Origin of the sequence: Pontibacter ruber (assembly GCF_023630205.1) — a bacterium.
GTDB classification, from domain to species: Bacteria; Bacteroidota; Bacteroidia; order Cytophagales; family Hymenobacteraceae; genus Pontibacter; species Pontibacter ruber.
Map to the genome: position 1 here is coordinate 110574 of NZ_JALPRR010000003.1, position 15620 is coordinate 126193.

8 protein-coding genes and 1 tRNA gene are annotated in these 15620 nt (G+C 40.5%); 7 read left to right on the forward strand and 2 right to left on the reverse strand.

Features of this window, described 5'->3' with window-relative positions:
- Positions 1-337 precede the first annotated feature (337 nt).
- The 3 genes from MJ611_RS12380 (at position 338) to MJ611_RS12390 (ending at position 4224) form a co-directional block, all read left to right on the forward strand.
- A complete protein-coding gene (locus tag MJ611_RS12380) occupies positions 338-2605 on the forward strand; it encodes a TonB-dependent receptor (protein ID WP_250430129.1) in 2268 nt (755 codons plus the stop codon).
- 117 nt (positions 2606-2722) lie between these two features.
- Positions 2723-2804, forward strand: a tRNA-Leu gene (locus MJ611_RS12385).
- Between the two features lie 205 nt (positions 2805-3009).
- Positions 3010-4224, forward strand: coding sequence for a site-specific integrase (locus MJ611_RS12390; protein ID WP_250430130.1), 1215 nt, complete (start codon positions 3010-3012; stop codon positions 4222-4224).
- Positions 4225-4604: 380 nt separating this feature from the next.
- Here the strand turns inward: MJ611_RS12390 and MJ611_RS12395 are convergent, their stop codons facing one another.
- The gene (locus tag MJ611_RS12395; RefSeq protein WP_250430131.1) at positions 4605-7136 is read right to left on the reverse strand and encodes a S8 family peptidase; all 2532 of its coding nucleotides are present in this window, start codon (positions 7134-7136) and stop codon (positions 4605-4607) included.
- Positions 7137-7139: 3 nt separating this feature from the next.
- Positions 7140-8159: an AAA family ATPase gene (locus MJ611_RS12400; protein WP_250430132.1), complete on the reverse strand. Its 1020-nt coding sequence runs from the start codon at positions 8157-8159 to the stop codon at positions 7140-7142.
- 621 nt (positions 8160-8780) lie between these two features.
- On the opposite strand from MJ611_RS12400, the gene MJ611_RS12405 reads away from it, so the two are divergent.
- From MJ611_RS12405 to MJ611_RS12420, 4 genes are all read left to right on the forward strand, one after another.
- Entirely contained in the window at positions 8781-9890 is a 1110-nt protein-coding gene (locus MJ611_RS12405) for an AAA family ATPase (protein ID WP_250430133.1), read from the forward strand.
- A 562-nt stretch (positions 9891-10452) separates the two neighbouring features.
- A complete protein-coding gene (locus MJ611_RS12410; protein ID WP_250430134.1) occupies positions 10453-10794 on the forward strand; it encodes a hypothetical protein in 342 nt (113 codons plus the stop codon).
- A 639-nt stretch (positions 10795-11433) separates the two neighbouring features.
- Positions 11434-14220, forward strand: a complete 2787-nt coding sequence (locus MJ611_RS12415) for an McrB family protein (protein WP_250430135.1) — start codon at positions 11434-11436, stop codon at positions 14218-14220.
- Complete coding sequence (locus MJ611_RS12420) at positions 14213-15484, forward strand: McrC family protein (RefSeq protein ID WP_250430136.1); 1272 nt, start codon at positions 14213-14215, stop codon at positions 15482-15484. The genes MJ611_RS12415 and MJ611_RS12420 overlap by 8 nt, the downstream gene beginning before the upstream one ends.
- Positions 15485-15620: the final 136 nt, after the last annotated feature.

Consider the following 15620-nt stretch of genomic DNA (forward strand, 5'->3'; position numbering starts at 1 on the left):
TAAGGATAAGCTCCAAAAAGTCCTAACAGGAATTAAGAACGAAGCCCCCGGCATGTATTTTTTAAGGTATCAGCAACAAAAAATACATCTCTAAGCAGGACAACACACTATTTACCTAATATGGTTTCGGATTTCCTGTTTTGTTTCAACATTATACTTGCGCCTTTAACTAAGATACTGTTTGTCAGTTTCTTCCCTCCCTATTATGCAAGATAAACCGCTTATTTAGTAGCTTGTTATTTTTTAAATTAGGCTTAAGTCGATATTTAGGCTAACCTAAATTAAAATTTATAGTATGTTTGATGTATAGTTAAGATAAATTTAAACTAATGAAACTATGGTCAAGCTATACTTATTCTTGTTGATGTTCTTACTGCCGTTGCTGATGTTTGGCCAAAGTGGCAACGTAACAGGGCGGGTAGTGGCCAATGGCACAGCTGTACCTTATGCAAGTATAGGCTTGCAGGGAACATCCCTTGGTACAACTGCCTCAGATAAAGGTATTTTTGAAATTATGAGTGTACCTGCCGGATCGTATAGGCTAAGGGTTTCGGCTGTTGGCTTTGCGCCTTTTGAAAAACATATAGAAGTGCAGTCAGGACAGGCAACGCAGATAGAGGTAGTATTGGAGCAAAGCCAGGCAAGTATAAAAGAGGTGGTGGTAACCGGCACCATGCGCGAAACCTTCCTGCTGGAGTCGCCGGTAGCTGTGGAAGTATACACGCCAAAGTACTTTCAGAAAAATCCGACACCCGCCTTATTTGAAGCATTGGAGCTCGTGAACGGCGTGCAACCACAGATCAACTGCAATGTGTGCGGCACCGGCGACATCCATATCAACGGCATGGAAGGCGCTTATACCATGGTGCTGATAGATGGCATGCCCGTTGTGAGTGCACTATCCACGGTTTATGGACTCAGTGGCATCCCCAACAGCCTGGTGGAGCGGGTAGAGGTAGTAAAAGGACCTGCCTCTACGCTGTATGGCTCCGAGGCCGTGGCTGGCCTTATCAACGTCATCACAAAAAGCCCGCTGAAAGCACCTCGTATAGCTGCCGATGTTTTTTATACATCGCATGAAGAACTGAATGCTGATGTTGGCCTGAGCAGGCAGTGGGAGAGGGCCTCCACCATCCTAAGCACCAATTACTTCAGGATGAATAATCGCCGGGATGTTAACAACGACAATTTTACGGACACCCCGCTGCAGCACCGGATCTCTTTGTTTAACAAATGGAGCCTGGCACGTAAGGATAACCGCATCATGAACCTGGCTGCGCGTTATTATTACGAGGATCGCTTTGGTGGCGAAATGCAGTGGTCTCCTGCTTTCCGGGCCGGTGACAGCATCTATGGGGAGTCGGTGTATACGAGGCGGTACGAATTACTGGGTGCATACCAGTTGCCTGTAAAAGAGAAGCTGTTGCTGAGTTATTCCTACAACGACCATGACCAGAACTCGGCTTATGGTACCACCCTGTACAAAGGGCGGCAGAAAGTGCTGTTCGGGCAGCTGGTGTGGGACAAAGCATTAGGAGCCCGGCATAATCTATTGCTTGGTTCCGCCTACCGCTATACTTTCTACGACGACAACACACCTGCAACGCAGACCACTAACGCGTCGGAGTCTGTAAACAAGCCGGTTTATACTTCGCTGCCCGGCGTTTTTGTGCAGGAAGAGTTCAAAGCCTCGTCTGCTACTACGCTGCTGGCCGGCCTGCGCTATGATTACAACTCTGATCATGGCAGCATACTTACCCCAAGATTTAACATGAAATGGTCGCCGGATAAAGAGAGTACCTTACGTCTGAGCCTGGGAAATGGATACCGGGTGGTAAACCTGTTTACGGAAGACCACGCGGCCCTTACCGGTGCCCGGAAGGTAGTGATACAGAACGAGCTGAAACCGGAGCGCTCCTACAATGCCAGCCTGAACTACCAGCGCTATTTTAATCTGAGCAGCGGTTACCTGGACCTGGAGGCGACCACCTTTTATACGTACTTTACCAACAAGATCGTAGCAGATTTCCTGACAGATAACAACCTGATCATCTACGATAACCTCAGCGGACATGCCATTTCCAGGGGGGTGGCTGTTGATCTGGACATGGCGTTTACATTTCCGCTGCACCTGAACGCCGGACTTACTTTGATGGATGTATACCAGGTTGAGGAGCAGAAGGGGGAGGGGAGAAGTATGAAAGTACCGCAACTGCATGCCCCTAAGTTCTCGGCCACATTTGCAGCTACCTATAAATTACCAAAGTATGGGTTGGCCATCGACTACACAGGAAGTATAAAAGGGCCAATGCACCTGCCGGTACAGGAGCTAGACTTCAGGCCGGGAAAGTCGCCGTGGTTTACGTTGCAGAACATTCAGCTTACCAAAACTTTTGCAGGAGGGTTGGAAGTATACGGAGGCGTGAAAAATATTTTTGATTTCATGCCCGAGAATCCACTCATGCGTCCTTTTGATCCCTTCGATAAAAACGTAGCAGTTGATAACCCCAATAACTATACATTTGATACAGAGTATAATTATGCTCCGCTGCAGGGCCGCCGAACGTTTATAGGCGTAAGGTACAACCTGGCACAGCCCGACTGATCGCCTGGTGTTTGTTATTTGCAGTGGAGAAAAATTTGTAGTTTTATTTAAAGTGGAGCAGGAGGTGATATTGCATATATCGTAACTGCTCGCTACTTTTGCAACCACATTTAACCCGCGCACGTGGTGAAACTGGTAGACACGCCATCTTGAGGGGGTGGTGCCTTCGGGTGTGGGAGTTCGAATCTCCCCGCGCGCACTTCAAAAGCTCTATTCTAACGGATAGGGCTTTTTTGTTTGTAAGGGGCTGTTTTGTCTCCATCTTTCCTATCTCACAGTGACCAAACCAGTGACCTAGAATTTTCATGTGTTTCAGGTCACGAATAACGCTGTAAGTAACTGATGAACTAGACTTTACAATAGATTAACTTGTAGTCAATTGGTCTTCATAAACACCATAAATCATGAAGACACAGCACACATTCGCCCTTCTGGCAATGGTCAGAAGAAACAAGCCCAATAAACTCGGGGAAATACCTGTTTTCATTAGAGTAACTATCAATGGGAATAACACTGAGATAGCTACAAAACACTTTGTTAAGCCTGAACTATGGGATACCTCCAAGGGGAAGGTGAAAGGTAGATCAGACCTTGCTAAAACCATCAACGATACCATAGACCTCTTCAAGCTAAGGGCTAAGCAACATTATAATAAGCTAATAGAGGCAGGTAAAGAAGTTGACCTATTAGCTATCAAGAATGGAGTTCTGTGTATAGAAGAAAAGCAACCCACTTTACTGGAAGTGTTCTCCAAGCTCGTAAGAGATGTGCATGCCAAGATAGGGGTAGAGTATAGTATGAGTTGTTACAGCGCATACAGGGCTTCAGAGAACCATCTGGTGATGTTTCTTGAAGAAGAATATAAGTTGCAGGACTACAAACTTAAGGATCTTTCCTTTAGGTTTATCGCTGACTTTGAACATTACCTAAAGACAAAAGGTAAGTGCAGGCAGAATGGAGCCATCAAGCATATTCAAAGGGTAAAGAAGTCAGTAAGGATAGCCTTAAAGTATGACTACATTCAGAAAGACCCTTTTCTTTTACATTCTATGGGCAAGGATAAGGTTATCAGGCTACCTTTGAACGAAGGGGAATTGAAGACCTTAGAGGCTATGAAGGTCGATGTCGAGAGACTAGAGATTATTAGAGACATGTTCCTCTTCACCTGCTACACAGGCTTAGCATTTATTGACGCTAAACACCTTAAGAAAGAGAATATTGGTATTGGGATAGATGGGGAGGAGTGGATATTTACTGAGCGCCAGAAGACAGGTAATACCTGTGCTATCCCACTTCTTCCACCAGCTAAAGCAATTCTTAAGAAGTATGCAATCCATGACAAGGTGCTCACATCAGGCTATCTGTTGCCTATTCCATCCAACCAGAAATTCAATGCCTATTTAAAAGAAATAGGAGATTTGGCAGGGGTTAGGAAAAAACTCACTGTACATATTGGAAGGCATACTTTTGCAACTACCATAGCCTTACAGAATGGTGTTCCTATGGAGGTCGTAAAACAAATGCTAGGACATGACAACATAAAGACTACCCAGATTTATGCTAAAGTGGAGACACGTCTTATAGCTGATTCTATGAATGCTCTGAGGAAGAAGTATTAATTAGAAAAAATGAGTAGTCATATGCTGACAGTATATAATTCTGTAAATCCTGGTATCGTTCGTTAGTTTGTAGTGATCATCACCAGAAGCCCTCGCTTTAAATAGCGAGGGTTTTTGGTTTTATATAGTTCCTTGCGGCTTTCTCTAAGCCTTTCCACTCACTTGTAATAAACAGATAAAACATTGTTGAATGTGCGTGATAAACCGCATAAAGCTACTGTTAAGTTTCATCTGTCTCACTAAACAAGGTCAATCGATTGATGAAATTATTAGAGCTTTTGATATTAGTTTGTGCCTCTAATACTAAAAATAAAGAGCCCACACATGCTTGGGCAGGCTAATTTTAATTCCACTATTATGCAAACTTAATATAAAGTTAACTAAGCTTCATTTACATTAATCTGTTGTTGAATCTCGATTTCTTGCCTTATCTCATCATAAATTTCAAGATCCTCATCTAGTGCTGTAAAACTAACAACAATAGCATACGGTACTTTAAATTTCAAATCCTTCTGCCAACCAGCATGAGCAACGACAGCGAATGAGATCTCATCTGGTAATTCGAATGAATTAACATCTGTCCAATCCTTCTGAAGAGTAGAATTTATCAATCTCACATCACTAGTTCCTGAATTTACCTGCCTTCCTATAACCCATGGAATACTACGAAATTGGGAAGCAGAAGCAGCTCTTTGATCTTCAGCACTATCTTCTTGTAATGAGCGAAGAATTCTAGCTCTAAAGTTAGAATATGGTTCATCAAACTTTGAGCTTTCCCAGTGGAGCCATGTAGACAGGTAAGACTTAATTTTCCGTCTCGTAAGCCTTGGTAAAGCCTTATAAGATAATGTAACCTCAATTCTTATCCTATGATTCGTAGCTGGATTCCTTAGTGACTCAGGAACTGGCACAGTATAAATGTATGCTTCCTTTGCTGCGATTTGGTTTTCTGCAAATAATGTTACTCTATAATCAGTATTACGAGTAGCCCTCTCTACATCTGGTATTCCGTAGCCATAAAACCTCAGGTTTTGCAAGGCTTCTCTCGCTCCTTCAGCTACTTCAGGCCACTGTGCTGACTGAACAAGTAGTGCACGATACAGCAATGCCGAATACGAGGGCAATACTCTTTGAATTTCGCCTAAAATGTACGATACTTTAGGTGCGGTGAATGAAGTTCCAACCTTATCTTTTCTTAAGGCACTTTGTCCATCAAGTGTTGAACACACCAAAAGAGGCGAAGTTTCTTCGCAGTTTGATAAATTATGAGAGCTATCGTAAAGAAAGTCTCCACCATATTCAACTACATCAGGCTTAAGAGTGTCCCAAATACCTAAGCCTGTTCTAGAGAAGCTAGATAATTCGCCAAGATTTCCAAAAGACCTGCGATCACTACTTGACTCTATAAACTGCTCAAAGCAGATTGACCCTACTGTGATTGAGTTTAAACTGTGAGCAGGGTTAGCAATTTTACACCCGTCTTCAAGAAGGTAATTGGGATATATGTTCCCTGATGTTAAGTAGTCTTGAATACCTGGTAATAGGCTGTCATTAGAGGCTCTTGAAAGGTTCCCTGCCGCGATAATAAAAAGAATGTCTTTTTTGAAAGTTAGATTATCAATTTCTCCTGCCCATGGAGACATATGTTTAGTCCTATATGGGGCTCTTTCTGCAACAGATAAATTAAATAATCTTACTCCATACTCGCCATGATATCTTTCTACCACGTCATTAGTGACCTCTGCTGGCATCTTAGTCTCAGGAAACGATGCGCTAGAATCAAGTATTTTAGCGTTAAATATCCAAAAGGGCAACTTGTACTCTCCATCTAATGAAGGTCCATAAGGATAGAGAATAGCTCCTGCTACTCTAGTTCCATGTCCTCCATCTGGGACTAAATCAGCTGTTCCTATTTCAGTAGGCACAAAAGACATAGATGCTTCTCGTACGATAGCAGGACTCAGGAGCAAGTGCCCTTCCTGTATTCCACTATCGATCACACATATTTTAGGGGAATCAGGATCAGGAGGCAGAGGCACTAATTCGCAATTAGCTCTTGAGCTTTCCCCACTACTAATAGGTACGCCTTGCAATAGATTAGGCTCTGACACATCGAAGAGATAGCTGTAGGTAAGCACTAAATCCTTAAGTCCTCTTCCATTTATTTTAATCCTACAACAAAAACTATCATTGAAATCAATAAACCCAGAAAGTAGCTCCCCCTCATATTGATCAAGGTATTCTTGTAGCTTATCTTCTAGATTCATTGCTAACTCATCTCTCTTTACTTCCGCTTCTCTAATCTGCCTTTCCCTTCTTTGTATTGTTTGCTCAGATGCATCATCTGCTGGCGACTCTGGCACATATATCTGACAGGCTATCCCTAAGTCCAGAATGTAAAGTTCCTCTAACTCAATTACCCCCCACTTACTTAACAAATCTGGAGACAGCACTTGTTCTGGTCGCCAGCTGTAACCCTCTATTATTTGCCAAAGTTGAGCCGCCTGATTACGGTCTTGTCTACTACTTTCTGCTCCTTCTAAAAACCTTTCGATTTTTGTAGAGAGGCTTGTGAAATTATCAACAGAGGCCCCAACAATGTAACCATCTTCATTTTCGCTAATTACATGGATACCAAAGCTTCTAAGAGTATCTAACGAAAGGCTCTTTGTGTCAACTTGTAAAAAGACAGGTATACCTTCAGGTGGCGCGGGAAGGCCTGCCTCTTCTCTTTCCTGTTTGATCTCAGACCATCTCTGAAGATTACTTTGAACCGACGTTTTTAATCCATTACCATGCTGATCACGATTCTGTCGATTTTGAATTGTTCTGATTGACTGACTGCCGAAGCCGCGTAGATAAGCTGGGCCAACAATTTTAAGTGGCAGAGGTAGATGGGGAAAGTTGCTCATTATTTAGTAGGTCGATCGGTTTATGACTTCCGATAATGCAGACTCAAGATGATTCATTCTGATAGTATTGTCACCAGCAACAACACATGCTTTTGCAGCATCTCTAGCAACTTTAACAACCTGTGCTGCAGAAAACCCATCCATTTTATCAACTATTTTATTGAAGTTTAAGCCTTTATCAACATTGATGGAAGATAGAGAAGTAAGCAACAAATCATGCACTTCTCCTTTCCCAGGCTTAGGCACCTCTAGAACTTCATCAAATCTTCTAAAGATCGCTTTATCTAGAGTCTCTTCTAGATTGGTTGTTGCTACCAATAAACCTTGTGCATTATATTCTTCCAAGAGATAAAGTAGCATATTCACCATTCTTGACATTTCTCCTACGTCTTGTCCTATGTTTCTAGATTTTGCAATGAAATCACATTCATCTAATAACAGAACACAAGGGGTATTCTGAGCAACATCAAAGACCTTTCGTAAATTACTTCCTGATTCTCCTAAGAAGGACGATAACAGAGATTCAAAACGTACTTTATAGAATGGCAAACCTATATCCCAAGCAAGTCGTTCTGCACCCATACTTTTACCACAGCCAGGAGGGCCATATAACAAGATCTTCTGTCTAGGTTTTAGTCCATAATGAGCTAAGCGATCGCTAGCAACATATTCTTTAATTACCCTTTGAAACCTTTGTTCTATTTCATTGGGAAGAATCATTTCGTGCCTTAGATTCTCTCGCTTAACTTCCATTAAAAGAGGCTGTTGGTCTCTTTTAGAAAGAGGCAATGAAGTTAGTCTACTAGTACTAAGAGTGTTTAACGTGCCGCTTTTAGATACATAGCGCTCAGAAGTAGCTTGAGTAGCAGATGTTTCTTTTAGAATATTTGATAGTTCATGTGCTAACTTATCATGCCCCTTCTTCCTCTCATCATCTAAAATTACTTGAGCAATCTTTATTAAATCTTGGGTTGGTTCTCGCTTAATAGAGCGGAATAACCTTTTTAGAGTTTCAGATCTCATAGCCAAATCTATTAAATATTTGTAAGATTTCTATTTATATATATGAAAACATATATTTTAAATAATCTGTTTTCTTAGCTTTCTGAAATTGTTAGACACCCTCGATGATAATTCACCACAGCAGATATTACAAGACCATTTAAACAATCAAAAACTTATTGCTTTTGATTTGAATTTATTTAATATATGTACGAGAAAGTCTATAGTAAAATATTTATTCTTCACCTTTGGTATAAATTCAAATATTAGCTCTATCTTGGCACCAGCAAATTATAGTGTCACCTAACAGCGGATATTGTTCAGTGCACTAGTAAAGCTCTCATCTTTCAAAAAGGCGCTTAAGCAGAAGACATCGCAGCCCCTTGCGTAAACTTAGTCTCTCGAGCCCCTACTATTATCTTTCAAATTAAAACTAATATGGATTCTCGTCCCTTATAGGATCGAGAAACAGTTCTCTTTTTGTTTTTGCCTTTAGGCAAGATTCAACAAAGGCTAAGAATTGGTATTTGCTCTTATATCCATCAAACTATTTTCTTTCCTGTAAAGGAATAAGAACCAAGAAAATGTAACAGGGATAAGACTAGAGCTTCAATTATGCTTAGTCTATAAATTATAAACACAATGAAAGATTTTAATCAATCAGCTTCTGAAGAAATGGACGCTGTACCAAATATAATAACTGCGAAAGCCTTGGCTCAGCTAAAGGCGCCAATATCCCGCTACTTGCTTGAACCCTTTTTACCCACTTCTGGAACTGCATTAATTGCTGGTAAGCCTGATACAGGTAAAAGCCAGTTCGCGAGGCAGCTCGCAATTCAGGTTTCCCAAGGTTCAAGCGAGTTCCTTAATTTTAAATTGTCTCTTAAACACGGTAGATCTGTTTATGTGGCAACTGAAGATGACGCATGGAATACTCAGTATTTAATTGCTAAACAACACCAAGGGTTGGGTTATGAGCCAAATGAAAACTTGTCGTTTCTATTTTCTAATAGTATGGATACAAAACGAGTAATAAAAGAACTGGACAAGCTGCTAACCTTAGCTCCAGTAGATTTGATAGTTGTGGATGGCTTTAGCGACATATTCTCTGGCTCTGACATGAATTCAAATACACAAATGAGAGAATCAATAAACAAGTTTGATTACATAGCTAAGAAGCATCACTGCCTAATTCTTTTTGTACATCATATCAACAAGAGCGCCTATGATAAAAAAGCAACACAGCAAAGCATACAAGGTGGTGGAGCTTTAGCACAAAAGGTAAGGTTAGCTTGGCAGCTAACGTCACAGGAAGGCGGGAATACCAAATTCTTAAATGTAACAAAAGGTAACTATTGCCCTCGTGAGTATAAAGAAAAACCTCAAGTCTTGGTATTCGATGAGAGTCATTTTACATTTACAAAAAGCAGTAACCCTATAAACGAGAAGCAGCAAGAGCTAAATCTGGAGCCCGCTTTATCAAAAAACGAGAGTAAGTTATTAAGTTTTTTACAAGACATTAAGACCAAGCTTTTAGAGACTCAAGGCATTAAGTATGGTGCTTTTGTTAAATTCATGATGGAAGAAGGTCAATTTCCAGAGGCGTCAGCTAAGAGACAAATTAGCCAATTAAAAGAACAGAACTATATCGTTAAAATTGATGATCTGTACAAATGGGAAGAAAAACCAATCAGAAAATTGAACAATAGAGAGATCATAGAAGGAGACATCTCCTTGGATGATGTTGCATAACAATTAGTATCAAAGGATCAGTAGTATCAAACCCTAGTGCACAAATACTGCTGATCCTAATGATACCTATCTTTTAGCTATCTATACTTTATATAGGATCAGTTAATAAAAACATACAATCGTATTAGTCCCCAAAGGGATCACGGTATCAATGATAATTATATACTATAGTTTTATACCATTGATCCTTGATCCTACATAAGAGAATGAGAAAACCAACTATACTAAATATCCATCAAAACTAGTCTGACAGCATACAATACAAATTAAGACATATCAATTATATAGCTTTCTTCACTGAGTTTATCAATTCCAACTCTGTAAATCTGACTCAGGAAACACCAACAGATTATCTTTCCCAACCTCAGTTGATAAACTGCAACAGCATTACTCTCCTAAATATTCTATGAACTTCATGGAGTTTATCAATGCCCTCTCCCAAATTTTTTTTTTATTTTTTCTGAGTTCCACTGAGCAGGCCAGCCTACTTCTAAACTTACCCCACTTAGGGATCAGGGTTGGATGTACCGCCCCATGATGTATAACCATAATTAATAAACACATGGTAACGATTACTGGCTTTGCCAAAAGAAAGAATTCTGCTGACGAGGAATTCAACGTGCTACTTCTGCAGGGGGAACTGGAACTGATCCAGTCAAAGGAATCAGGAAGATTCTATGCTACTGCTAAAACCTGTAGCATCGCCTGTACTTTTAATGACGCTATCTGTGCTACTCTAGTTGGGAAAACCCTCCCAGGCCAGATCGAGAAAATTCAATGTGATCCTTATGACTACCATATTCCAGGTACTGACGAGATCATTTCACTTGCCTACTCCTACTACTACGATCCTATCGAGAGGACGATAGAGCAGGAGGTATTCCAAATGAAGCCTGCAGCTTAGCTTGCGAAGGGTAGTCTATTACTAGGCTACCCTTTTTCATTTACTCCTTTATAGTTTCTAGACAATGATTACAAAGTACTTATTGAATTCTGAGCCAAGCAGGTTCTCAGACAGTTGCCTGTTCCTGTCGAAGTACAAGCTCCAGAGGGTTTATTGTCCATTCGAGGTAGTCTGCACCAGAGCTATTCGCAAAATTAATGAAGGGGAGAGGCTATGGGTAGATAGAATCTTAAGTTGGCATTCAGGAGTGATACTTTTCTTCATTCAAGGTAGGCTCTACCCGCACAGTCATTTCAGCTATAAACCTCCTACACAGTTCGTAGCGACAGGGATAAAGTAGCTGAGATAGGAGTTATGCTGAATTTCTTAGGCATTGTTCTGTGAGATGGTTACTCCTTAAAATCAAACCACTGAAAGAACGTAGCAAAAGACTTATAGCTATTTGTCTGGAGGGGGTAACATTTGTTGCCCCTTTTACTTTACCACAACCATTGCACTCAGAAATAAAATACAACTTCAGCACAAGATGTTGGATAACGTCTCCTATACTAAATTAAGTAAGCTTAAATCTTCTTAAAATATAATAGGATGTTTATATATTGTGGTTTGAACATAAATACAACTAACCCCAATCTGAAAATGAGCTTAACCACACTTATTGATAAATCACCTACATATAACCTGTCTGCAGATTGGATCAAGGTCAACGAAGACAACAGACAGGCTTTTGTTCAGAGGTTCCCTCTCGATAAGCTGAATAATCTTTCTTTAGAGGAATACGCACTTGGAACAAACAGAAATAGCCTTTGCTACTGGCTAGAATACAAGGATACTCTGTTTGGTATCGGAGGCGGTAATTCCTCTAAGTTTGGCATCTATAAGGCACATGAAGACGGACAATATTATAAAGGAAAGGGCAAAAATAAAGTAGCTCTGTCAGATCAAGCTGCAGAAGACTTCTTTAGAAGCATAAGAGATTCTGTTATACAAGCCTTGGAATATGTACAGCAAGATTCCGTTGAGAAAATCAGGGGATTACAAATTCCATTGTGGAGCATGGTCCTACAGAATGTACTTTCAATGTACTTCCCAGAGAAGTTCCTGACTGTAGGAGCCCCAGACGTCATTCTAGAGTGTGCGCGTGACATACAGATCGAAGAGACAGACCTAACTGCAGATAACTCCATTCTAATAAACTACCTGTGCAAACAGAAGCTAGATAAGCAGGACGCATTCAAAGATTGGAGTTATCTCAAATTGGGACAGTTTATCTGGAGCGTGTATCACGAAGACTCTAAGAGAGACTATTACATTATAGGGTCGAAGTATGGGGATAACGCTAGAATAGATATTTTCCCTCAAATGCTACAGCGATCTGTTGTAGCTACAGGATTTGCTTCACACATTGATCTTACTGATTATTATAGACAAAACCATTCTACCATTCGAGATTTTTTAAAGCAGCAAGGAGAAGAAAATAGATCTCATAATGCTCTGAAATATTTTCTCAACCTTAAGCCAGGTGACAGAATAGCCATTAAAGCTGATGGTTCCCCTAAAGGCTCACAAGGCTTTTTGTCTATAATTGGATTAGCTGAGGTATGCGAAAGGAATGGTAAGACCTATGAGTATGATCCAGATGAGCTAGGCCATATTGTTCATGTCAAGTTTCTGAAAGCTCCAGTTTATAAGGAATTTCCACAAGGGGGCTTTGGTAGCACTCTTCATAAGCTATCGGACCCTAAACACATCAAGATGATTTTCAAGTCACCATACGAGGATAACGAGAGAGTGAAGCGCTTTAAGGCATGGCTAGAAGGAGTATACAAGCAAAGCAATGGCCCTGCCTTGAGCGAGAGAAGCGTGTCAAGCTACCTGAACGGTATCAAGTTCATTGAGCGAGAGATAATTGATAAAGCTTTGTACAGTACACCCTTATTTGCGATCAATGAAGTTGGGGTTTTACAAGGGCTGAAGAGTAAATACTTTGCAGTGCCTGACATAAAAGAGAGAGATGAGAAGGGCAATCAAATGTATTCCAATGCTTTTAAAAGATACATTGAGTTTATGGAGTACGAAGTGGCATCCTCACCAAAACTATCTGATAGTAATCAAAATGAATTCAAAATGCCATTGAACACAATCCTTTATGGCCCTCCAGGAACAGGTAAAACTTACAGGCTGAAGAACGAGTACGTCGACAGGTTTACGGACAAGCAGGCGGTACAGACTTTAGATGAATTATGCGAAGGGCTTGTAAAGGATCTGGCATGGTGGGAGGTTATTTGCATTGTAGTCCTTGACCTAGGAAGAGGAACGGTTGCTCAGATTTATAAGCACCCTTTGTTGCAAGCCAAGCTGAGGTTGTCTCAGAATAAGACTCCTAAGAATACAATCTGGATGTGGCTACAACGTCACACCAAGGCTGACTGCCCGCATGTAAATATTCAAAAGAGGAGCCTCCCACAACTATTCTGGAAGGATGAAGAGGGGAGCTGGACAGCCGATGAAGCTGTTGCCAAGGTAGAGACACCAGACTTCTACGATATTCTCTTGCAGTATAGGTCTTATGAGCCCAATGCGAAAGAAGAGAAAAGATATGTATTCACTACCTTCCATCAGTCTTTTGCTTATGAGGATTTCATTGAGGGAATCAAACCAAGACTTACAGAAGGAGAGGAGACAGACGAGTTGCAAGACATAAGCTATCAAATCAGCAACGGCATTTTTAAAGAGATTGCTGAAAAAGCTAAAAGCAAACCAGATAAAAAATTTGCCATCTTTATTGATGAAATCAACAGGGGTAACATCGCTAACATATTTGGTGAACTGATTACCCTAATAGAAGAGGACAAAAGAATAGGTAGGCAGAATTATCTGCCAGCTGTACTCCCTTATTCTAAGAAGGAATTTGGAGTGCCAGATAATCTTTATATAATCGGCACTATGAACACTGCTGATAGAAGCGTTGAGGCATTGGACACAGCCTTGAGGAGAAGGTTCTCCTTTGTTGAGATGAATCCAGAGCCAAAGATTCTATCTGAGCCTCAATTTAAGTGCAATGGAATTGAACTAGACAGGCTGTTGGAAGCCATAAATGACAGAGTCGAACTGCTACTCGACAAAGACTACTGCATTGGGCACTCCTATTTTATGACCATTCAAGATAGAGAAAACCCTGTTTCAGAGTTAACATCCATTTTCTCAAACAAGGTGTTACCGCTACTGCAAGAATACTTTTATGGCGATTGGGGAAAGATACAGCTTATACTAGGTAAGGGTTTTGTGGCAAAGAAGGTAAGTAAGGTAGCTTTTCTAGCATCAGACGACACAGATGAATACCAGGACTATGAGGATAAGCCTATTTATTACTTTACTGAAGCTAAGCAATGGACTCTAGATACATTCAGAACCATCTATGAGTAGGGATCTGATTCAGGTGTTTGAGCACCAAACTTTGTTGGTAAATAACGATAGCAAGTTTACAGATACTCACTTTCGTGCCCTTGTGTCCTATGGGTATAAAACAAAGGAGAAGTACTTCAGGGTTGGGCACAACAGGATCAAGTTTACTAACTATGTTGGTGTGCTGCAAGTCAAAAACCTTACCATAGAGGTGCTTCCTAAAGCTGACAAAGCTGATGATGGTGATGAATCAAAAAAGAAGTGGCATGGTGCCCTAATAGATATGCTGCATGTCTGTAGACAGCTTAAGCTAGACTCTATTGCTAATGCTAGCCTCAAACTACGATCTGCTTCTATACTTGACCTATATTTTGATGCCTTCTTGTCTGAGGTTGAAAAGCTGTGCAGGCATGGTCTTAGAAAATCTTATCGTACTGTTGCAGAGAATTTAACCAAGGTAAAGGGAAAGATCAGTTTTACAGAGCATATTAGGCGGAACTACGCTCATAAAGAGAAAGTGTTTGTAGAGCATCAGGTGTATGACATCAACGCAAAGCTCAATCAGACAATATTAAAAGCGTTATTAGTTCTTTCCAAAATCTCTTACAACTCTTCATTCACTGCCCGCATCAAAAGGTTATTATTGCATTTCGATACTGTGGATGAGGTACATATCAGTAGTTCTTGGTTTGATTCTATCATCTATAATCGAACAACAGAGAGGTATAAACCTTCCATAGCATTGGCTAAGATGATTATCCTTAAACATTCTCCTGATTTGAAGGGAGGGAGGGAGGATGTCTTGGCTCTGATGTTTGACATGAATGCTCTGTATGAAAACTACGTATACCGCAAGCTTAAAGTCTTAGAGGCAGATTCTAACATACCTGTTCTTAAGGTTCGTGAGCAGCAAAGAAAGCCTTTTTGGGAAAGAAGGGGGATAAAAGCGGATATTATTATTGAAACTGAAATTGGTCAAGTGGTGATTGATACAAAATGGAAAGTGCTGAAGAATAATACTCCTTCTGACGAGGACCTTAAACAGATGTTTGTTTACGGGTTACACTATGATTCTCCATTAAACATCCTGCTCTACCCTAAGACATCTGTACCTACAGGAACCAAGAAGCCATTTAAAAGAGATAGCTATAAGGGGGTTAACTGTCAGGTGGCATTTGTAAACTTATTTCAAAAAGGAAGCTTACTTGATAAAGAATTAGGTTATAAGATCTATAAAGAACTACTAGAACAGGAGATTTTATCTTTAGCCAAGTCCTCTCATTAGTAGGGTTTATCAACTGCGATAAAAACTAAACTAAGAATTTCTATACCTGCCCCAGTTTTGAGAAAGGTAAAATCATAGAGGATTTATCTAGTGATAAGTCGACTTTGGATGAGAACTAGGGCGATCCTTCTAAATT